Below are 20,598 nucleotides of genomic sequence, written 5' to 3'. Positions count from 1 at the left end.
TTGGGCCTGTCACGCAGCGGGCACCCGCGGGTGCCCGGCCATCGGTATTCGGGACGTAACGGCATGGATCTGGTCAGTATCCGCAAGAGTTACAAGCGCTACGCCCGCCACTACGACGCCACCTTCGGACGGGTGTTCGCCACCGGTCGCGAGCGCGCCCAGGAGACGCTGGCGCCGCTGCCCGGCAAGCGTGTGCTGGAGGTGGGTGTGGGCACCGGTCTCTCGCTGCCGGACTATCCGGACGACTGCGAGGTGGTCGGGATCGATATCTCCCGCGAGATGCTGGATGTGGCGCGCGGCCGTCTGAATGGCGGGCTGCCCGCGGTTTCCGGACTGTGCGAGATGGATGCCGAGCAGCTTGGCTTCGCCGACGGCAGTTTTGATGCCGTGGTGGCGATGTATGTCGCCACCGTGGTACCGAACCCCGATCGCCTGTTTGCCGAGATGTGGCGGGTCTGCCGGCCCGGCGGCCAGATCCTTGTGATCAACCACTTTGCCTCGCGGCAATGGCTGCTGCGCGGGTTCGAGCGCTGCCTGCGGCCGTTGTCGCGTGCGGTCGGGTTTCGTCCGGACATGGAATTCGAGGACTTCGTGCATGTGACCGGCCAGGAGCCGGCTACGGTGGCGCCGGCCAGCCTGTTCGGCTACTGGAAGCAGGTGGAGTTTCGCAAGCCCGCGCACGCCTGATGCGAGCGTTCTCAGCTGCGTGCGTCCGGGGGCGAGTTTGCCTACACTACGCGCCGCAAGCTGCTTCTGCTCGGCACGCACGCGCCCGGGCGGTCATTGCTGATGCCTCCCTGGAGCCCGCCGTTCGGCGAAGGCTCGCGCTCGCGAAGCAAGAGAACACCCGAATTTGTCAACGTTAGTCAGGAGAGCCGATATGGCCGCAGAACGTACCTTGTCCATCATCAAGCCGGATGCCGTTTCCAAGAACGTGATTGGCGAGATCTACAGCCGCTTCGAGAAGGCCGGTCTGAAGATCGTCGCCGCGCGCATGATGCAGTTGAGCCGCGAGCAGGCCGAGGGCTTTTACGATGTGCACAAGGAGCGCCCGTTCTTTAACGATCTGGTCGAATTCATGATCTCCGGTCCGGTGATTGTGCAGGTCCTCGAAGGCGAGGATGCGATCGCCAAGAACCGTGAAATCATGGGTGCGACCAATCCGAAGGAAGCGGCCCCGGGCACGATCCGTGCGGACTTCGCGACCTCGATCGACGAGAATGCCGTCCATGGTTCGGATGCCGCAGAAACCGCCGCGCGCGAGATCGAATTCTTCTTCGGCAACGACGGGATCTGCCCGCGCACCCGTTAAGTACCGGTTCGGGGACGTGGAGGGAGCCACCCGCTTCCTTTTGGCTGTCGCGGGGCCTTTTGCGGGCCCCATAGGCAGGAATCCCCCATGCACAGTACACTAGGGGGTGTTTTCAACCGGTCGCGAACATGGCAGCGGGAACCTCTACACCTCTGAATCTGCTGGGTTACAGCCGCCGTCAGCTCACCGAGCTGCTGGCGCAGTGGGGTGAGCCGCGTTTTCGTGCCACCCAGCTGGTCAAGTGGATGCACCGGCGTGGCGTGACCGACTACGCCGCGATGACGGACGTCTCGCGCAAGCTGCGCGAGCGCCTGGCGCGCGAAACCGAGATCGCCCTGCCCGAGATCGCACTGGAGAAGGCCTCCGGCGACGGTACCGTGAAGTGGGTACTGCGTCTGCATGACGGCAATGCGATCGAGACGGTCTACATCCCCGAGTCCGGACGCGGGACCCTGTGCATCTCCTCCCAGGTGGGCTGTGCGCTGGATTGTACCTTCTGTTCTACCGCCCAGCAGGGCTTTAACCGCAATCTGACGGCCGCCGAGATCATCGGACAGGTCTGGCTGGCGATGCAGCGCCTGCCAGCGCCGGAGGGTCGCCCACGGGCGGTCAGCAACGTGGTACTGATGGGCATGGGCGAGCCCCTGGCCAACTACGATGCCGTGGTCGCCGCCTGCCAACTGATGACTGACGACAATGCCTACGGTCTGAGCCGTCGACGGGTGACGCTTTCCACTTCCGGCCTGGTGCCGGCGCTGGACCGGCTGAGCGAGCACACCGACGTGGCCCTGGCGGTCAGCCTGCATGCCCCGAACGACGAACTGCGCGACCGTCTGGTACCGATCAACCGCAAGTATCCAATTGCGCGCCTGATGGAGAGTTGCCGGCGCTATGTCGAGGCGACCGGCGCGCACAGTGGTGTGACCTTCGAGTACGTGCTGCTGGCCGGTGTGAATGACCGGCCCGAGCATGCGAATCAGCTCGCCGGTGTCCTGCGGGGGATTCCGGGCAAGATCAACCTGATCCCGTTCAACCCGTTTCCCGGTGCACCCTTCGACCGTCCCGCGGAACCGGACATCGAGCGTTTCGAGCGTCAGCTGCAAAAGGCGGGCTATGTTACCACCGTGCGTCGGACGCGCGGAGACGACATCGATGCGGCCTGTGGTCAGCTGGTGGGGCAGGTGGAGGACCGTACCAATCGGGGGATGCGCATGATTCGTCTGCACGCGGAACTGCCTGATCGGCCACGGAGGGCCTCTTGATGGGACTGCGCTGGTGGCGTCCGGCCGCCGTGATGTTACTGGGGCTGGTACTCGGGGGATGCGCGGCGATGGCCGAGCGCGAGGTGACCGGGGAGCGTGCGGAGGCCGCCGAGGTCAACGCCGAGCTGGGTATTGGCTATCTGCGCGAGGGGGAGGTCGACCAGGCGGAGCGCAATCTGAAGCGGGCGCTGGAGTTCGATCCGAACCATCCGCTCGCCAATCTGGGTATGGCCAATGTCTACGAGCGTCGTGGTGCGCATGACCGGGCGGAAGATCACTACCGCCGGGCGCTGCGCCGGGACGAAGGAAACCCTTACGTGCAGACCAGCCTTGGGGCCCTGTTGTGTCGACGCCAGGCCTTTGACGAGGCGCAGGAGTTGTTTGCCAAGGCGATCGACAATCCGGATTACGACCAGCGCGAGATCGCGCTGATGAATTCGGGGGTGTGCTTCGCCGATGCCGGACAGACCGAACGCGCCGAAGAGAAGCTGCGCGAGGCGCTGCGCATCAATCCGCAGTATCCGCGGGCCCTTCTGGAAATGGCCAACCTGACCTACGAGGACGATCGTCCGATGCAGACACGGGCATTCCTCCAGCGTCTGGAAGGAATGGGCGTGGAAAACTCGGAGACGCTGTTCCTCTGCTATCAGGCGGAACTGGCGCTCGGTAACCGCCGAGTGGCGAATGACTGTGCCGAGCGTCTGCGTCGTCAGTACCCGGACAGCATGGAGCTGGTCCGGTTGGAAGACATGGAGCGCAATGGTGGCTGAGCCGCGTGATGACAAGGAGCCGGGTCTGGGCCGGGTCGACGAAGTCGACGATTCCGTTTCCGAGATGGAACCGTTACGTACCACGGACGACGACCCCCATGCGGCGCTGGAGTTTCCCGCCGCCAGTGGTCTGACGACGCGGGATCAGCCCCCGCCACCCGATCCCGAGGGTGGCGAAGGCGAGCCCGGGAACAGTCTGCGACGGGCGCGCGAGGCGGCCGGTCTGGATACCGCAACGCTGGCCCATCGTATCCACCTCGGCCGAGGAACGCTGGAAGACCTGGAGGCGAACCGATTCGACCACATGGCCCCGGCGTATGTACGAGGCTACCTGCGGGCCTGCGCTCGCGAGCTGGGGGTCAATGTCGATCCGTGGCTTCGGTCGTTCGAGACGCACGGTCTGGCGGATCCTGAACTGCGTGCCGTGGCCACCTCCTCTGCACGTTCCAGGGGAAGCCGTCGTTCCAGCGCTCCTTACTGGCTGACTTTCCTGCTGCTGCTGGCGCTGCTGGCGCTGGGGGTCTACGCATGGACGGAACGCGGAGGCGGTACGCCGTCATTCCCGTCACTGGGATGGACTCACGAAGACTCGGGTGCTGCGTCCGAAGATGCAGTTGGCAGGGCGCCGGCCGACGAGTTGAGCGCGCCCCCGGCGCTGGCCAAGGAGCCGGAGCCCGAGTCGGAGACCACCGCCGATGCCGACGCGAGTGGGGCCGACGAGGAACGGGACCCAGAACCCGCGCTGGACACCCTGACCGAGCCGGTACCCTCGGACGACACCGCGGCCGACGAGACAGAGGCGGATCATACGGCCGAGTCGTCGACATCCGGCCCCGTCTCGGACATGGTGCTGCTGACCGGTGGCGCCAGTACGGACCCGGCGCAGGATGAGGACGCGGCCGAGCCCGATGCGGCACAACGCGAGGGTCTGAACCGCCTGGTCCTGGAAGTCAGCGAGACCTCGTGGGTCGAGATTCGCGACGCCGACGACGAAGTGGTATTGACCGGGGTGCTGAGCGGCGGCGATCGCGAGGAACTGGAATTGATGCTGCCCGGGCGCGTGGTTCTCGGGAACGCCCGTGGGGTCGAGCTGACCCTGGATGGCGAGCCCTTTGATTTCGAGCCGCACATACGGGGCGACCGGACCGCCCGTTTCGACCTCGAGCCCTGAATTTTCGACCCCGGGTGCGCTAGTCAATCAAAGCGTGGCCGGCCCCGAATCCACAAAGGCAACATGAAAGCAATCAAGTCCATCCGCGGGATGCACGACATCCTGCCCGAGTCGATCCATGTCTGGCAGCACCTGGAGGACCGCCTGCGCGACCTGCTCGATCGCTACGGATACCAGGAAATTCGCATGCCGATTGTCGAGGCGACGGAACTGTTCAAGCGCTCCATCGGTGATGTCACGGATATCGTCGAGAAGGAGATGTACACCTTCGAGGACCGCAATGGCGACAGCCTGAGCCTGCGGCCAGAGGGAACCGCCTCCTGTGTGCGGGCCGGGATTCAGCACGGCTTGCTGCACAACCAGGTCCAGCGCCTTTGGTATCTGGGGCCGATGTTCCGGCACGAGCGCCCGCAAAAGGGTCGCTACCGTCAGTTTCATCAAGTCGGTGTGGAGGTGTTCGGGCTTCACGGTCCGGACGTGGATGCCGAGATGATCGCCATGACCGCGCGGCTCTGGCAGATGCTGGGCCTGGACAATGTGCGCCTGGAGTTGAACACCCTGGGTACGCCCGCGAGTCGTGCCCGGTATCGAGAGCATCTGATCGCTTACCTTGAACAGCATCGGGACTCGCTGGACGAAGAGGCGCTGCGACGCCTGCATGACAACCCCATGCGCATCCTGGACAGCAAGCATCCCGAGACGCGGGCTGTGGTCGCCAACGCGCCCAGCCTGATGGACCACCTGGACGCCGAGTCGCGCGCGCACTTCGACGCCTTGCGCTCGCATCTGGATGTGCTGGGTATCCGGTACGTTCATAACCCACGTCTGGTACGTGGGCTGGACTACTATACGCACACCGTGTTCGAGTGGATCACGGACGACCTTGGAGCCCAGGGCACGGTCTGCGCCGGGGGCCGTTTCGATGGGCTGGTCGAGCAGCTGGGTGGACGCGGCACCCCGGCCATTGGTATGGCCATGGGACTGGAGCGGCTGGTCGCGCTGCTGGAGGCTCGGGAAGCCGCACCGCAGTCGCCGGCGCCGGATGCCTACCTGATTGTGGGCGGTGACGAGTTGGTGGGCCCGGCGCTGGAACTGGCCGAGCGGCTGCGCAACGAACTGCCCGGATTGCGGCTGGTCCAGCATTGCGGGGGCGGCAGCTTCAAGTCGCAGATGAAGCGGGCGGACCGCCTGGGCGCGCATTTTGCGCTGGTGCTCGGAACTGACGAACACGCCGCGGGCACGGTGACGGTGAAGCCGTTAAGATCGCCGGGAGCCGAACAAAGTGCCGTACCGCGCGAGGATCTGGCGCGCCATCTGGAACAGGCCCTGCACACGCCCGCTGCCTGACCGGCGTTCAGGTGCGTACCGTTACTGAAGGATCAAGAGGACGATGAGCTACCTCACTGACGAAGAAAAAGCCGAGCGCATCAAGCAATGGTGGTCGGATAACGCGATCGCGATTATTGCCGGTCTGGTGCTGGGTATTGGCGGCCTGATCGGCTGGAACTGGTGGACCGGTCACCAGGAGGAACGCGCGGCCGGGGCCTCCGACATGTATATCGCCATGCAGGGCGCCGCCCAGACCGGCGACAATGTCCGTGCGATGGAACTGGCTGACCAGTTGATCGAACAGGGGCGGGGTACGCCATACCGCGCGTTGGCCTGGATGTTTCGTGCCGATCTGGCAGTTTCCGAGGGTGATCACGAGGCGGCGATCGAGGCGCTGCGGTCGGCACGTGATGCCTCGCCGGATCGCGGCTACCGCGAACTGCTGACTTTGCGCATGGCGCGTCAGATGATCCTTGCGGAGCAGTATGACGACGCCGAATCGGCCCTTGGAGATGTGCGTCGTGACGCGTTTCGCGGCCTGCGTCTGGAACTGGAAGGGGACCTCGCGCGGGCGCGCGGGGATCGCGACCTGGCCCGCGAGCGCTATCGCGAAGCGCTCGACCATGGCCATACACCCGAATACCTGAGCCTGAAGTACGAAGAGCTCTCCGCCTAAAGGAACTGACCTCCCATGTCCGTGTCTGCCCCGACGAAGACTGCCGTGCGCCTGCTGATTGCCGGTGCGCTCATGCTGTCGCTGAGTGCCTGTGGCCTTTGGCAACGCGATACCACGGAGCCGCCGGCCGACCTGCCCGAATTCGAGGCGGAGGCACAACCGGAACAGTTGTGGTCACGCTCGGTGGGAAGCGGTGGTGAACGCTTCCTCTGGCAGGTCTATCCAGGGGTGGCGGACGACATGCTGGTGATGGTCGATGCCGATGGCCGCGTCTCCGGGTTGAACCCGGAAACGGGGAGCCAGCGCTGGCGCGTGCGCCTGGACGACGCGCGGGTGTCGGCAGGTGTTGGTGTGGGCGACGAGATCGCGGTGGTCGGTACCCTGGATGGCGAGGCCATCGCGGTGGATCTGCAGGGTGACGGCGAGCGTTGGCGCTCGCGTCTGTCCAGCGAGGTTGTGGCGATTTCGGATGTCGCCTCGGGCGTCGTGATTGCACGCACCAACGATGGCCGTGTTCATGCCCTGGATGCAGCCTCCGGCGCCACGCAGTGGACCGCGCTGCGGACCACACCCTCGCTGAGCCTGCGCGGTGCGCATCGGCCCCAGATGACGGCCGGTCGCGTGCTCACTGGCTTTGATAACGGGCGCGTGGTGATGCTCGGGCGGGAGCGTGGCAATGTGCTGTGGGAAACCACCCTCGGCATCCCGACCGGCCGCTCCGAGGTGGAGCGCATGGTCGACGTGGATGGCTACATGCCGATCTATCAGGGCGCGGCGATCGCATCCGGCTATCAGGGGCGTCTGGCCGCCATCGACCTGAACTCCGGCGAGATCTTCTGGGCACGCGACTTTTCGTCCTACCAGGGCGGGGATGTGACGAACGAGGCGAACGTCCTCGCGGTGACCGATGCCGAGAGCCACCTGTGGGGTCTGGATCCGCGCAATGGTGCCGACCTCTGGCAAAACGACCAGCTGCGCCTGCGTGGCGTCACCGCCCCGGTCGTGGTGGGTGACTACGCCATCGTCGGGGATTACGAAGGCTACCTTCACTGGTTCCACCTGGAGGACGGGCGCATCGTGGCGCGTCTGCGGGCGAGTTCCGGCGCGGTCGTGACCCGCCCCGTGCTGGTGGACGATATCCTCTACGTGGTGACCGACAACGGTCGGCTCACCGCCGTCAATCCGCGTTTGGGCTCCGGGGGATGAGCGTCGCTGGCGCTCACCCCCGGATCCTGCGGTTGCGGTAACGTTGCCTCATGATCCCCGTCATTGCTCTGGTCGGCCGACCGAATGTTGGCAAATCGACCCTGTTCAATCAGCTCACGCGCTCGCGTGATGCGCTGGTGGCCGATGTCGCGGGCCTGACTCGCGATCGTCAGTACGGCATCGGCAAGGTGGGCGACTTTCCCTACCTGGTGGTGGATACCGGTGGTCTGTCGGGCGAGGGTGCCGAGATGGATCGGGCGATGGCCGAGCAGACCCAGCGGGCCGTCGCGGAGGCGGATCATGTCCTGTTTCTGGTGGATGCGCGCGATGGCCTGACGCCTCAGGACCAGGCCATCGCCGACCAACTGCGTTCGGCCGGGGTCAAGGCCCGAGTCGTGGTGAACAAGACCGACGGTCTGGATGCCGACGCCGTGAGTGCCGAGTTCTATACCCTGGGGATGGGCGAGATCACCTCGATCGCCGCGGCCCATGGTCGCGGCATCAAGGGCCTGATGCAGAAGGTCCGGCGCGCCGTCGCCGCCGAGCGGCGCGAGGCCGAAGCAGCCGAGGGGGCGGGGGACGAGGCCGCGGAGGCCGCGGAGGATGGGCTGGACAAGGCCTCGCAGCAGGCCGCGCTGGATGACTGGCCGGGTATCCGCGTAGCCATCGTCGGGCGCCCGAATGTCGGCAAGTCCACACTGGTCAATCGCATCCTCGGTGATGAACGCGTGGTGGCCACGGATGTCGCCGGCACGACCCGCGACTCCATCTTTGTCCCGTTCGCGCGCGACGGGGAGGACTACACCCTGATCGACACCGCGGGGGTGCGGCGGCGGGCGCGTGTGCACGAGACCATCGAGAAGTTCAGCGTGATCAAGACGCTGCAGGCGATCGAGGCCGCGCATGTCGTGATCCTGGTGATGGATGCCCAGGCGGGGCTGTCGGAACAGGATGCCCACCTGCTGGGCCTGGTGATCGACTCCGGCCGCGCGCTGGTGCTCGCCGTGAACAAGTGGGACGGCATGGCGCCGGAGGAACGCGAGCGCGTGCGCGACGATCTGGACCGACGCCTTGGCTTCGTCAACTTTGCCCGGCTGCGGCTGATCTCCGCCCTGCATGGGACCAACGTGGGTCACCTGCTCGAAGACGTGCAGGAGGCCCATGCCAGTGCGTTCGCCAAGGTCTCGACCCCCGAGTTGACCCGTCTGCTGGAGAGTGCAGTCGCCGAGCATGCGCCACCGCTGGTCAGCGGTCGCCGCATCAAACTGCGCTATGCCCATCAGGGCGGACAGAATCCCCCGGTCATCGTGATCCACGGCAACCAGACGGACGCCTTGCCAGGCAGTTACAAGCGCTATCTGGAGAACTTTTTCCGCAAGCACCTCGGGCTGATCGGAACACCGCTGCGCATGGAGTTTCGCTCCGGACGGAATCCATACGCCGGGCGTCGCAACATCCTCACTCCCCGCCAGCAGCGCAAGCGCAAGCGCATGATGCGCCATGTCCGGCGCTGATCCGACCCAGTCCCCGGCGAGCGCGCCGCACGCCCCCGAGTTGTCCGCATTCGGCCGAGCGGTGGAGCCCTTCCGGGTGATGGACATCCTGGCACGCGCCCAAGCCGCCGAACGTGCCGGGCGCGACATCATCCACCTCGAGGTGGGGGAACCGGACTTCCCCACGCCCCCTGCGGTCCTGCGCGCCGGGGAGCTGGCGCTGGCGGCCGGGGATACCCGCTACACCCCCGCGCACGGCACCCGCGAACTGCGTGAGGCCGTCTCGGCCGACTACCGGCGCCGCCATCAGGCCGACATCGATCCCGAGCGCATCGTGATCACGGCGGGGGCCTCTGCTGCGATCCTGCTCGCGCTGGCCGCCGGAGTGAACCCCGGCGAGGAAGTGCTGCTCCCGGACCCGGGCTATGCCTGCAACCGTCAGTTTGTCGCGGCGCGTGGGGCCGTCCCGGTTGGCCTTCCAGTAACGGCCGAACATGCCTTCCAGCCCACCGCGGAGACGGTGGCGCAGGCCTGGGGGGAGCGTACCCGGGCCGTGCTGCTCGGCTCACCTGCAAATCCCACCGGTACCCGGCTGTCCGCTGATCGTCTCGCGGACATCGTCGACGTCGTACGGGCGCGGGGCGGTCTGGTAATCGTGGACGAGATCTACGGCCAGATCCTGTTCGACGAACCGCAGCGCAGTGCCGCGGCCTTCCATCCCGATGTGATCGTAATCAACAGCTTTTCCAAGTATTTCGCGATGACCGGCTGGCGGCTGGGGTGGATGGTGGTCCCGCAGATGTGGATCGACCCGGCTCGCCGGATCGCCCAGAACCTGTTCGTGGCCCCGGCCAGCATGGCGCAGACGGCCGCTGTCGAGGCCTTCGCGCCCGAGACCGAGGAGAGACTGCAACGCCAGGTGCGCGAGTTGCAGACACGGCGTGACGTGCTGCTGGAGGCCCTCCCGGCACTGGGCCTCGCGGTCCAGGCCCGCCCCGATGGGGCGTTCTACATCTACGCCGACTGCACGGCACACGGGGACGACTCCGAGGCGCTTTGTGCACGCATCCTCGACGAGGCGGGCGTGGCCCTGACGCCGGGCACAGACTTCAGCCCCAGCGCGGGCCAGCGCTACCTGCGCATCGCCTACACCCAGCGCGAATCCCGCCTGCGCGAAGCACTGGACCGCCTCGCGTCTGTCCTCGCCTGACACTCACCTGTTTGAGGCTGACCCTGGTTCGGCATCCGGTGTTTACGGTGGCTTCGTCTTGCCGCCTGCCTGCGCTGTTTCGCCAGCGCGCCGCGAGGTACTTCTTTGCTCGTGCAAAGAAGTACCCAAGAAACACGCCCGGGATTCGCCCGGGAACCTTGCTCCGGCCGCGCCAGGCCGGCGGCGCTGAAACTCGCTACGCCTTTGGCTTCGCTCAGACAGTCAGCGCCTTCTCCCGGCCTGTCACGCCCTCCACAAGGGGTTCATATCGGGAGGGAAGGTCAAAACAGGCGGTGTTCCAGCACGTGCCGTAGGCCCCGAGCTGTAGGGTGCGTTGAGCGCAGCGAAACGCACCATGCCAACGTCGGGGCAACCCTGATGCGATTCGCGGCGCTCATCCGCATCCTACGATGGGGTCTGGCGCCCGCTCGCGGGCGCGGCACGCCAGGGCCGAAGGCCGCGCGTGCCCAGGATGCTGGAACACCTTGCCTCCATCCATTCGCAAGAACATCAGGTTAGCCGTTGTCTTGACCTTCATTCCCCGTATGAAGCCCCTTGCGGAAGGGTCCTCGGGACGGAAGAGAGGCGCTGACTGTCTGAGCGGAGCGTAGCGCAGCGAGTTTCAGCGCCGCCGGCCCGAGGGCCCTGGAGCAAGGTCCCCGGGCGGAATCCGGGTGCCCTTCTTTGGGTACTTTCTTGGGCAAGCAAGAAAGTACCTCGCGGCGCGCTCGCGAGTGAGCGCACGGCAGTATGCGGACCGAAGGCACGTAAACACCGACGACGAACCAGGGCCAGCCACAACGGCGTATGCGGCTGGATATCGGCTCTCAGCGAGGCTTAACGCGAAGCGGTTACGAGTCGAGGCGCAGGGAGAAGTCGATGGCGCGGACGTGCTTGGTCAGGGCGCCGACCGAGATGTAGTCGACGCCGGTGGCCGCGATCTCGGCGAGGCTGTCCGGCGTGACCCCGCCCGAGGCTTCGGAGATGGCCCGCCCCCGGATACGCTGCACGGCGGTGGCGAGGTCGTCCCGCGAGAGTTCGTCCAGCATGATCACGTCGGCGCCGGCGGCCAAGGCCTGGTCGACCTCGTCCAGGTTCTCGGTTTCCACCTCCACCCAGCGCCCGACCCTGAGCGCGCGGGCGCGCTCCACGGCGGCCGCGATCGAGCCACAGGCGGCGATGTGGTTCTCCTTGATCAGCACGGCATCCCAGAGCCCCAGGCGATGGTTGTACCCGCCGCCGATGCGCACGGCGTATTTCTGTCCATGACGCAGGCCCGGGAGTGTCTTCCGGGTATCGAGGATGCGACTGTGGGCGTTTCCCAAGCGGGCGACCCAACGGGCGGTCTCGGTGGCGGTCCCGGACAGCGTTTGCAGCAGGTTGAGTGCGGCGCGCTCGGCGGCCAGTACGGCGCGTGCCGGGCCCTCGAGCGTGGCGACGGGCTGTGCTCCCTCGGGTTCCAGCGCGGCGCCCTCGGCTACCTGCCAGTCGATCCGAATTTCGGGTGCAAGGCGCGCAAACACGCGGTCGAACCACGCCTGGCCACACAGCACGCCGGGTTCTTTCAGCAGCAGAGTGGCGCGGGCGACGCGGTCCTCCGGTACCAGTGCCGCGGTGATGTCGCCGGCGAGTGCATCGGGCCCGAGGTCCTCATCGAGCGCCATCTCGACCTCGCGCACCAGCATGGCCCCGTCCGGCCGGGCGGGGCCCTGGGCAAACGGGTCATGCGGCGCGCGTTGGTGGTCGTGCTCAGCCATCATGGCGATCGGGCATCGGACGGCCGGACACATAGTCGTCGCGCAGTTTCTTCACCAGCCCGGCCAGCAGGATCAGCGCGATCAGATTGGGCGCGGCCATCAGAATGTTGGCGATATCGGAGAAGTTCCAGACCATGCCCAGCGGGATGGTCGCCCCGATGACGATCAGGATCACGAACGTGATGCGATAAGGCATCACCGCGCGGTCGCCGAACAGGAAGTAGGCCGAGCGGTCGCCATAGTAGGACCAGGCAATCATCGTGGAGAAGGCGAACAGCATCAGGCTGAAGCCGACCACCATCGCGCCGAACGGCCCCAGCGTGCTGCTGAACGCGGTGGCGGTCAGCGAGGCGCCGACCACGTCGTCGGCGCGGTCGATATAGGCGCCGGTGACCACGATCGCCAGCCCGGTCAGGGTGCAGACGACGATGGTGTCGATGAACGGCTCAAGCATGGCCACCGAGCCTTCGCGGGGCGGATCGCCGTTTTTGGCCGCGGCGTGGGCCATCGCGGAGGAGCCCAGGCCCGCTTCGTTGGAGAACATGCCGCGCGCGACTCCGTACTGGATGGCCAGGCCAATGGCGCCACCCCCGGCGGCCCATGGATTCAGCGCGAGGTTCAGGATGGTGGCGACGGCCGCCGGCACGGCCTCGATATTCGCCACGATTACGATGAATGCGCCCAGCATGTATACCACCGCCATGAACGGCACGATGGCGGAGGCGATCATCGCAATGCGCTTGACCCCGCCAATGATCACCAGCGCGACCAGCACGGCCATGGTCAGGCCGATGATCAGCGCCATCCAGCCCATGATGTCGTCATCGGCGCGCAGGTCCGGGACCATGAAGGTGAGGCCATCGACCACCGAGTTCGCCTGCACCATGTTGCCGATACCGAACGAGGCGATCAGGGTGAAGGCGGCGAACAGGATCGCCATCTTCTTCATGTTCAGGCCGTGCAGCAGGGTGAACATCGGGCCACCGGCGATGGTGCCGTCCGGTCCCACTTCGCGGTAGCGCACGGCGAGCGTGGTCTCGGCGAACTTGGTGGCCATGCCGAAGAAGGCGGTCACCCACATCCAGAAGAGTGCGCCGGGGCCACCGAGGGCAATGGCCGTGGCCACGCCGGCGATGTTCCCGGTCCCGATGGTGCCGGACAGGGCCGTGGACAGAGCCTGGAATGGCGAGATCTGGCCAGCGCCACCGGCACGCCCGTCGGTGCCGCGCAGCGCGCGCCAGCCCTGGCGGAAGGCGACAACCTGGACCAGTCCCAGGCGGATGGTCAGGTAGAGTCCTGTGCCCAGCAGCAGGATCAGCGTGATCGGGTTGCCCCACAGGAGGCTGGCGGTATCGCCGAGGAACTGGTCGAGGGTATCGAGCATCGCGAAGGTCCTTTTGCCGGGCATGCAGTGGGCACTCCGGGCGAATGTACCGCGCCTTTTCCGCGTTGACGATAGGAAAACTCGAATGCCGCGATAGAAAACGTGCGGGAACCGGGGCGAAATCGCGCCTTCTCAACAGCCAAGGGAATGGATCTCAGGGAGGGAACATGACGGAGGATCGAGAACAGCCGAGTCATCAGGGCGATGTCGATTCGGCCAAGCCCGTTCCGCGGATCTTTCTGGTCGGATCACTGATTGCATTGGCCGCGTTCATCTGGCTGGTCAGCGTGATCTGGCCGACCCTGGAAGGGCACATCGCGGGCATGAGCACCCTGCAGATCGGTCTGCTGGCGAGCTTTGTTGCCGGTCTGATGACGGCCGTGGGCGCGATTCCGATCTTCTTCCTGCGCCGGATCAGCCAGTCGGTCGAGGACGCGATGATGGGCTTCGGGGCCGGGGTCATGCTCTCGGCCACCGCCTTCGAGTTGGTGCTGCCATCGGTGGAGCATGCCGAGGTTCAGTACGGCGGGGTCGGCATGGCGATCCTGGTGCTGTCGGTGGGTATGGCCCTGGGCGGCGGGGCGTTACTGGCACTGCACAAGCTGGTCCCGCACGAACACTTTCACATCGGTCGCCAAAGTGGCGCCGATCCGGCCAAGATCCGGCGTGTCTGGCTGTTCATCTTCGCGATCGCCTTGCACAACCTGCCGGAGGGTCTGGCCGTCGGGGTCGGCTTCGGCGGCGACGACGTCAGTGACGGCATCACCCTGGCGATCGCGATCGGGCTGCAGAACATGCCCGAGGGGCTGGTGGTTGCGGTTGCGCTGCTGTCACTGGGCTACAGCAAGTGGGCCGCTTTCGGCGTGACCCTGCTGACCGGCTTGGTGCAGCCGATCGGCGGGTTGATCGGGGCCGGCGCGATCACGTTGATGGAGTTCCTGCTGCCCTGGGGCCTGGCCTTCGCCGCGGGGGCGATGCTGTTCGTGATCAGCCACGAGATCATCCCTGAATCGCACCGCAAGGGGCACGAGGCCCAGGCGACCGTCGGCGTGCTGGTCGGCTTCGTCGCGCTCCTGGCGATCGACCTGGCGTTGTAGCGCCGGCGCGGGTTCCGACGCTGTCCTTGCGAGGCGTGTAGTGGCAGCGCCCCTTAGGTTCGGCTGGGGGTGAGATGGGGCCGCAAGCCCGGCGCCGAAAAGTCGCCGCCACCCGTCTGGGCTTTCGCGAAGGAGGTATTTGGGTGTACAATTAGTTTCGTCTGCGGGTGCCCGACAATGCCCGCACACCGTTCTGGAAGAGATCTGCGATCGCGATCGATTGGCAGACGCCGAAGGCGCAACATCCGCCCGGAATCGCTCAGGCTACCGGACCGGAACGGTGCAGGAGACACACTCTGGAGAGCGGCCGGCGACGGCCCACCGAAGGGGGCGGCCCTGCAGCGAGTAATCGCTGGCACGGCGCAAACTCTCAGGTTTCAGGACAGAGGGGCGGCTGGCAGGTAGACCCTGCTGGCCGCCCTTTTTTTATGCCCCGCGTACGCGCCGCGTGTATGGCAGGGGCCGCGTCGGGTCGGCAGCCGACCCGTCTCACGAACTGGGTAAACGCCGATTGATCGGCGTTTACCGGCGGCAAACAGGGACGTGCCGCCGGAACCGACACCGTAGGGGTTGGTTCCGAAGCAAGCTGCAAACCGCGTTTGTAGCGCCGCGTGCGCTGAGAAAGCCAGGATGGCTTTGTTCAGCGCCTCACAAAAGACGCAAGGCGACAAAAGATGAGTCTGAAGAAAACGCCGCTTCACGCCGCGCACCAGCGCGCCGGGGCCAAGCTGGTCGATTTCGCCGGCTGGGAGATGCCGTTGCACTACGGCTCCCAGATGGAGGAGCACAAGATGGTGCGCGCCGGGGCCGGCATGTTCGATGTCTCGCACATGCAGGTCGTCGACATCCACGGCCCGCAGGCGCAGGCCTTCCTGCGCTACCTGTTGGCCAATGACGTCGCCAAGCTGAAGACCGAGGGCCGCGCCCTGTACAGCTGCATGCTGAACGAGGCCGGTGGCGTAATCGACGACCTGATCATCTACTGGACCGGGGGCGACAGCTACCGCGCCGTGGTCAACGCCGCGACCGCCGAGGGTGATATCGCCCACATGCAGCAGGTGGCGAAGGACTTCGAGGTGAACGTCGAGCCGCGCCCGGAGTTCGCGCTGATCGCGATCCAGGGCCCGCAGGCCGTGCAGAAGACGCTGCCGCTGCTGCCGGAAGACCTGCGCAAGGCCGACGATCTCAAGCCCTTCTCCGCCGTCTGGAACGATTTCTGGTTTGTCGCCCGAACCGGCTACACCGGCGAGGACGGCTTCGAGGTGATGCTGCCGGCGGAGCAGGCCGACGGCTTCTGGGAACAGCTGAAGGACGCCGGCGTGAACCCGATCGGCCTGGGCGCGCGGGACACGCTGCGCCTGGAGGCCGGCATGAATCTCTACGGCACGGACATGGACGACCGGACCAATCCGCTGACCGCGAACCTCGGCTGGACCATCGCCCTGAAGGACGCCGAACGCGACTTCATCGGCCGCAAGGCCATCGAGCAGTGGAAGGCCGAGGGCGTGCCGGAGCGCATGGTCGGGCTGGTGCTCGAAGGCCGCGGCGTGCTGCGTGGCGGCACTCGGATCGAGACCCCGGCCGGCGACGGCGTGGTGACCTCCGGCAGCTTCTCGCCGAGCTTGGGCGTGTCGGTTGCGTTCGCGCGCATCCCGGCCGCGGTGGACGCCGAGGAGCTGCAGGCCGACATCCGCGGGCGCATGCTGCCGGTGCGGGTGGTCAAGCCCGTGTTCGTGCGCAACGGCGAGCCGCAGATCGAACTGAATCGCTAGCGATTTTATTGCCTCATGCCGCCTGCCACAGACTACACTGCGCAGGCGGGATCCAAACGAGAAAGGAAGACGTCATGAGCGAAGCACCGAAGGATCTGAAGTACACCAAGAGCCACGAGTGGGTGCGCCAGGAGGCCGACGGCAGCGTGACCATCGGCATTACCGATCACGCGCAGGAACTGCTGGGCGATCTGGTGTTCGTGGAGGCCCCGGAGGCGGGCGCCTCGGTCGAGGCCGGTTCCGCCTGCGCGACGGTGGAGTCGGTCAAGGCCGCCTCGGACGTGTATGCCCCGCTGTCCGGCGAGGTGACCGAGGCCAACGAAGAACTGGCCGACAGCCCCGAGAAGGTTAACGAGTCCCCGTTTGACGAGGGCTGGCTGTTCAAGATGAAGCCCTCCGACGCGAGCCAGCTCGACGCCCTGATGGACGCCGACGCCTACGCCGCGCACGTCGAGGCCGAGTCCTGATTCGACGTTCCCCACGGGGCGGTTCCTGACGGAAGCCGACCTGGCAGGAGCGAGAAGGCGCCCCGGGCATCCGGCCCGGGGCCCGATCCGAACTTCGCAGTAGCGAAAGCGAGTACGACATGCCCTTTATCCCGCATACCGAAGAAGACATCCGCGCGATGCTCGACCGCATCGGCGCCGATTCCATCGAGGATCTGTTCGACGAGATCCCGAAAGAACTGCGCGCACCGGCGCTCGAGAAGGTCCCCGAGGGCCTGAACGAGATGGCGATCTCGCGCCTGATGCAGGAGCGTGCGGCGCGGGACGGCATGGCGTCCAATTTCATCGGCGCCGGGGCCTACGAGCACCATATCCCGGCGGCCGTGTGGCAGATCGCCACGCGTGGCGAGTTCTACAGCGCCTACACGCCGTACCAGGCGGAGGCCAGCCAGGGCACGCTGCAGCTGATCTACGAATACCAGACGATGATCAGCCGTCTGACCGGCATGGAGGCCTCCAACGCCTCGCTGTATGACGGCGCCTCCGCGCTGGCCGAAGCCGTGCTGATGGCCGTGCGCGTGAACCGCCGCTCGAAGAGCAAGAAGGTGCTGGTCCCGGGCGCGCTGCACCCGGATTATCGCCGCGTGATCCACACCCTGATCGGCAACCAGGGCATCGAACTGGTCGAGATCCCGTTCGACGAGACCTCCGGCCAGACGCCGGTCGAGGCGCTGGCGCCGTTCGCGGACGACGACGTCACCGCGATGATCATCAGCCAGCCGAACTTCTTCGGGATCCTGGAAGATGTCGACGCACTCACCGGCTGGGCCGAGCAGCGCGAAATCCCGGTGATCGCCGTGGTCAACCCGGTCTCGCTGGCCCTGCTGAAGCCGCCGGGCGAGTGGGGCAGCAACGGTGTCGATATCGTGGTGGGCGAGGGCCAGCCGCTGGGAGCCCCGCTGTCCTCCGGCGGGCCGTACTTCGGCTTCATGACCACGCGGAAGAAGCACATTCGGCAGATGCCGGGGCGCATCGTCGGCCGTGCCGAGGATGCCGACGGCAAACCGGGCTACGTGCTGACACTGCAGGCGCGCGAGCAGCACATCCGCCGCTCCAAGGCGACCTCGAACATCTGCACCAACCAGGGCCTGGTGGTCACCGCCGCGACCATCCACATGTCCATGCTGGGTGACGAGGGCCTGACCCGCGTGGCCGAGGCCTGCTACGCCAACACCCACGCGCTGGTGGAGAAGCTCGCGGCCAAGGGCATCAAGCCGCGCTTTACCGGCGAGTACTTCCACGAAGTCGCGCTGGACTTCGGCGGGGACGCCGCGAGTCGCGTGCAGGCGATGGCCGATGCCGGTGTGCTGGCCGGTTACCAACTCGGCCGCGACTACGCCCAGCTCGACGGCTGCGTGCTGGCCTGCGCGACCGAGACCAAGACGGATGCCGATCTTGAGCAGTATGTGACGACCTGCGAGCAGGCGAAGGCCGCCTGACGCGGGTTGCACCCGACGCGCCATACACCACAAGCCTGAGGAGGCACGCCATGGCCGAAGTCAAACTGAAGGGTAATCCGATCCATACCAACGGCGACCTGCCGCACGTCGGCTCGCCGGCCCCGGATTTCAAGCTCACGACCAAGGACCTCGAGGACGTCTCGCTCGCCAACTTTGGCGACAAGCGCAAGCTGATCTCGATCGTCCCGAGCCTGGACACCCCGGTCTGTGCCGAGTCCACCAAGAAGTTCGAGGATATGGTCAAGCAGCGCCCGGATCTGGAGATCCTGGTGGTCTCCGCCGACCTGCCGTTCGCGATGGGCCGCTTCTGTGCCGCCGAGAACCTCGAGCGCGTGACCGTGCTGTCGATGATGCGCGATCGCAACTTCGCCAAGGACTACGGCGTGCTGATCCAGGACGGCCCGCTTGAGGGCATCACCGCCCGCGGCGTCGTGCTGCTGGACACCGACAATCTGGTGATGCACGCGGAGCTTGTCTCCGAGATCGGCGAGGAGCCGGACTATGACGCCATCTTCAAGGGTCTGGATGACCGGGCCGATCTGAGCCCGACGCAATAAATCACGGGCCATTGGCGGCCGGACTTTCGGGCCCGGCCGCCTTCAACGAATTCCTGAAGCGAGAAACCGCTATGAACACCACGGAAAACCATCTGATCTTCGAACGTTCGCGTGCCGGTCGCTCGGCCGTGGCCCAGGCGCCGCGCGCGCATGCCACGACCGCCATCCCCGCGAACCTGCAGCGCAAATCGGCCCCCGGCCTGCCTGCGGCCTCGGAGCTGGATGTGGTGCGTCACTACACGCGGTTGTCGCAGAAGAACTTCTCCATCGATACCGAGTTCTACCCGCTGGGCTCGTGCACGATGAAATACAACCCGCGCGCCTGTAACAGCCTGGCCATGCTGCCCGGCTTCCTGAACCGGCACCCGCATGCCCCGGCCAGCCACAGCCAGGGCTTCCTGCACACGATGTTCGAGCTGCAGGAGATGCTGAAGGACGTGACCGGCATGAAGGCCGTGTCGCTGGCGCCGATGGCCGGTGCGCAGGGCGAGTACACCGGTGTGGCGATGATCCGTGCCTACCACGATGCGCGCGGCGACAGCGAACGCCGCGAGATCATCGTCCCGGATGCCGCGCACGGCACCAATCCGGCCACCGCGATCATGTGCGGCTACGAGGTACGCGAGATCCCCACCGACGCGAGCGGCGACGTGAACCTTGAGGCCTTGAAGGAGGCCGTGGGCCCGCAGACCGCCGGGATTATGCTGACCAACCCGTCCACCGTGGGCGTGTTCGAGCGCCGCATCTCCGAGATCGCGAAGATCGTCCACGACGCCGGCGGCCTGCTGTACTACGACGGCGCCAACCTGAACGCGATCCTCGGCAAGGTGCGTCCCGGCGACATGGGCTTCGACGTGATCCACATGAACCTGCACAAGACCTTCTCCACGCCGCATGGCGGGGGTGGCCCGGGGTCCGGTGCGGTCGGGGTCGGCGAGCGCCTGCTGCCGTACCTGCCGGTGCCGCACGTGGTCGAGAACGGTGAAGATGGGTACCGCTTCGCCACCGAGACGGACTATCCGGAGACCATCGGCCGCCTGTCTGCATTTGCCGGCAACGCCGGCGTGCTGCTGCGCGCCTATGTCTACATGCGCATGCTGGGCCGCGAGGGCATGCAACGCGTGTCCGAGTTCGCCACGCTGAACGCCAACTACCTGGCGCGCGAGCTGGAGAGTGCCGGCTTCGACCTGGCCTATCCCGAGCGCCGCGCGACCCACGAGTTCATCGTCACGCTGAAGAAGCAGGCGAAGGAGCTGGGGCTGACCGCGGGTGATGTCGCCAAGCGTCTGCTCGACCACGGCTACCATGCGCCGACGACCTATTTCCCGCTGCTGGTGCCGGAGTGCCTGCTGGTCGAACCGACCGAGACCGAGTCGAAGGAGACGCTGGACGGGTTTGTCGAGGCGATGGCCGCGATCCTGGAAGAGGCCGGTCGCGATATCGACACGATCAAGGCCTCGCCGCACAACCTGCCGAACCGCCGCTTCAACGAGGTCGCTGCCGCGAAGGCGCTCGACGTGGTCTACCTTGAACCGGGCGCTCAGGATGGCGAGCCTGCCCCGCGTACCGGAACCAGCGGCTAGCACCCGCCCCTGTACAGTTGGCCATTTGGTACAAGCCCCCGGTCTCGGGGGCT

At 66.2% G+C, this 20,598-nt stretch carries 18 protein-coding genes and 2 riboswitches; of the genes, 16 read left to right on the top strand and 2 right to left on the bottom strand.

Annotated elements, in window-relative coordinates:
• Positions 1 to 63 precede the first annotated feature (63 nt).
• The 10 genes from C935_RS0110240 to C935_RS0110195 all read left to right on the top strand — a co-directional run bounded on the left by C935_RS0110240 (position 64) and on the right by C935_RS0110195 (position 10,429).
• A complete protein-coding gene (locus tag C935_RS0110240; protein WP_018862407.1) occupies positions 64 to 687 on the top strand; it encodes a class I SAM-dependent methyltransferase in 624 nt (207 codons plus the stop codon).
• 193 nt (positions 688 to 880) lie between these two features.
• Positions 881 to 1,312 (top strand): nucleoside-diphosphate kinase, encoded by a 432-nt coding sequence (gene ndk / locus C935_RS0110235; RefSeq protein WP_018862406.1) that lies wholly within the window; start codon positions 881 to 883, stop codon positions 1,310 to 1,312.
• 128 nt (positions 1,313 to 1,440) lie between these two features.
• Positions 1,441 to 2,574, top strand: a complete 1,134-nt coding sequence (locus C935_RS0110230) for a bifunctional tRNA (adenosine(37)-C2)-methyltransferase TrmG/ribosomal RNA large subunit methyltransferase RlmN (RefSeq protein WP_018862405.1) — start codon at positions 1,441 to 1,443, stop codon at positions 2,572 to 2,574.
• Positions 2,574 to 3,344: a type IV pilus biogenesis/stability protein PilW gene (gene pilW / locus C935_RS0110225; protein ID WP_018862404.1), complete on the top strand. Its 771-nt coding sequence runs from the start codon at positions 2,574 to 2,576 to the stop codon at positions 3,342 to 3,344. Before C935_RS0110230 ends, pilW begins: the two co-directional genes overlap by 1 nt.
• Positions 3,334 to 4,515: a RodZ domain-containing protein gene (locus C935_RS0110220; protein WP_018862403.1), complete on the top strand. Its 1,182-nt coding sequence runs from the start codon at positions 3,334 to 3,336 to the stop codon at positions 4,513 to 4,515. Before pilW ends, C935_RS0110220 begins: the two co-directional genes overlap by 11 nt.
• Before the next feature lie 63 nt (positions 4,516 to 4,578).
• Positions 4,579 to 5,862 carry a histidine--tRNA ligase gene (gene hisS, locus C935_RS0110215; RefSeq protein ID WP_018862402.1) on the top strand — a complete coding sequence of 428 codons (1,284 nt, stop codon included), beginning with the start codon at positions 4,579 to 4,581 and terminating at the stop codon, positions 5,860 to 5,862.
• 43 nt (positions 5,863 to 5,905) lie between these two features.
• Positions 5,906 to 6,520, top strand: a complete 615-nt coding sequence (locus tag C935_RS0110210) for a tetratricopeptide repeat protein (protein ID WP_018862401.1) — start codon at positions 5,906 to 5,908, stop codon at positions 6,518 to 6,520.
• A 15-nt stretch (positions 6,521 to 6,535) separates the two neighbouring features.
• Positions 6,536 to 7,726 carry an outer membrane protein assembly factor BamB gene (gene bamB, locus C935_RS0110205; protein ID WP_018862400.1) on the top strand — a complete coding sequence of 397 codons (1,191 nt, stop codon included), beginning with the start codon at positions 6,536 to 6,538 and terminating at the stop codon, positions 7,724 to 7,726.
• A gap of 50 nt (positions 7,727 to 7,776) precedes the next feature.
• Entirely contained in the window at positions 7,777 to 9,240 is a 1,464-nt protein-coding gene (gene der / locus C935_RS0110200) for a ribosome biogenesis GTPase Der (protein ID WP_018862399.1), read from the top strand.
• Complete coding sequence (locus tag C935_RS0110195; RefSeq protein ID WP_018862398.1) at positions 9,227 to 10,429, top strand: aminotransferase class I/II-fold pyridoxal phosphate-dependent enzyme; 1,203 nt, start codon at positions 9,227 to 9,229, stop codon at positions 10,427 to 10,429. The genes der and C935_RS0110195 overlap by 14 nt, the downstream gene beginning before the upstream one ends.
• Positions 10,430 to 11,280: 851 nt before the next feature.
• Here the strand turns inward: C935_RS0110195 and nadC are convergent.
• Positions 11,281 to 12,189: a carboxylating nicotinate-nucleotide diphosphorylase gene (gene nadC, locus C935_RS0110190; protein WP_026278761.1), complete on the bottom strand. Its 909-nt coding sequence runs from the start codon at positions 12,187 to 12,189 to the stop codon at positions 11,281 to 11,283.
• Positions 12,179 to 13,570 (bottom strand): sodium:alanine symporter family protein, encoded by a 1,392-nt coding sequence (locus C935_RS0110185; RefSeq protein WP_018862396.1) that lies wholly within the window; start codon positions 13,568 to 13,570, stop codon positions 12,179 to 12,181. The genes nadC and C935_RS0110185 overlap by 11 nt, the downstream gene beginning before the upstream one ends.
• A gap of 167 nt (positions 13,571 to 13,737) precedes the next feature.
• Between C935_RS0110185 and C935_RS0110180 the strand changes: the two genes are divergently transcribed.
• From C935_RS0110180 to gcvPB, 6 genes are all read left to right on the top strand, one after another.
• Positions 13,738 to 14,667, top strand: a complete 930-nt coding sequence (locus C935_RS0110180) for a ZIP family metal transporter (protein WP_018862395.1) — start codon at positions 13,738 to 13,740, stop codon at positions 14,665 to 14,667.
• A gap of 184 nt (positions 14,668 to 14,851) precedes the next feature.
• Positions 14,852 to 14,952: riboswitch (glycine riboswitch) on the top strand.
• Between the two features lies 1 nt (position 14,953).
• A riboswitch (glycine riboswitch) is annotated at positions 14,954 to 15,063 on the top strand.
• A 278-nt stretch (positions 15,064 to 15,341) separates the two neighbouring features.
• Positions 15,342 to 16,439 (top strand): glycine cleavage system aminomethyltransferase GcvT, encoded by a 1,098-nt coding sequence (gene gcvT / locus C935_RS0110175; protein WP_018862394.1) that lies wholly within the window; start codon positions 15,342 to 15,344, stop codon positions 16,437 to 16,439.
• A 74-nt stretch (positions 16,440 to 16,513) separates the two neighbouring features.
• Positions 16,514 to 16,906, top strand: a complete 393-nt coding sequence (gene gcvH / locus C935_RS0110170) for a glycine cleavage system protein GcvH (protein WP_018137941.1) — start codon at positions 16,514 to 16,516, stop codon at positions 16,904 to 16,906.
• A 119-nt stretch (positions 16,907 to 17,025) separates the two neighbouring features.
• Positions 17,026 to 18,384 (top strand): aminomethyl-transferring glycine dehydrogenase subunit GcvPA, encoded by a 1,359-nt coding sequence (gene gcvPA / locus C935_RS0110165; protein WP_018862393.1) that lies wholly within the window; start codon positions 17,026 to 17,028, stop codon positions 18,382 to 18,384.
• 50 nt (positions 18,385 to 18,434) lie between these two features.
• A complete protein-coding gene (gene tpx, locus C935_RS0110160) occupies positions 18,435 to 18,962 on the top strand; it encodes a thiol peroxidase (protein WP_018862392.1) in 528 nt (175 codons plus the stop codon).
• A 71-nt stretch (positions 18,963 to 19,033) separates the two neighbouring features.
• A complete protein-coding gene (gene gcvPB / locus C935_RS0110155; protein WP_018862391.1) occupies positions 19,034 to 20,545 on the top strand; it encodes an aminomethyl-transferring glycine dehydrogenase subunit GcvPB in 1,512 nt (503 codons plus the stop codon).
• The last annotated feature ends 53 nt before the right edge of the window (positions 20,546 to 20,598 follow it).

Origin of the sequence: Thioalkalivibrio sp. ALJ3 (assembly GCF_000377205.1) — a bacterium.
GTDB lineage: Bacteria > Pseudomonadota > Gammaproteobacteria > Ectothiorhodospirales > Ectothiorhodospiraceae > Thioalkalivibrio.
The sequence above is the reverse complement of the archived record's forward strand: the minus strand, read 5'-3'. Positions and strand labels throughout refer to the sequence as shown.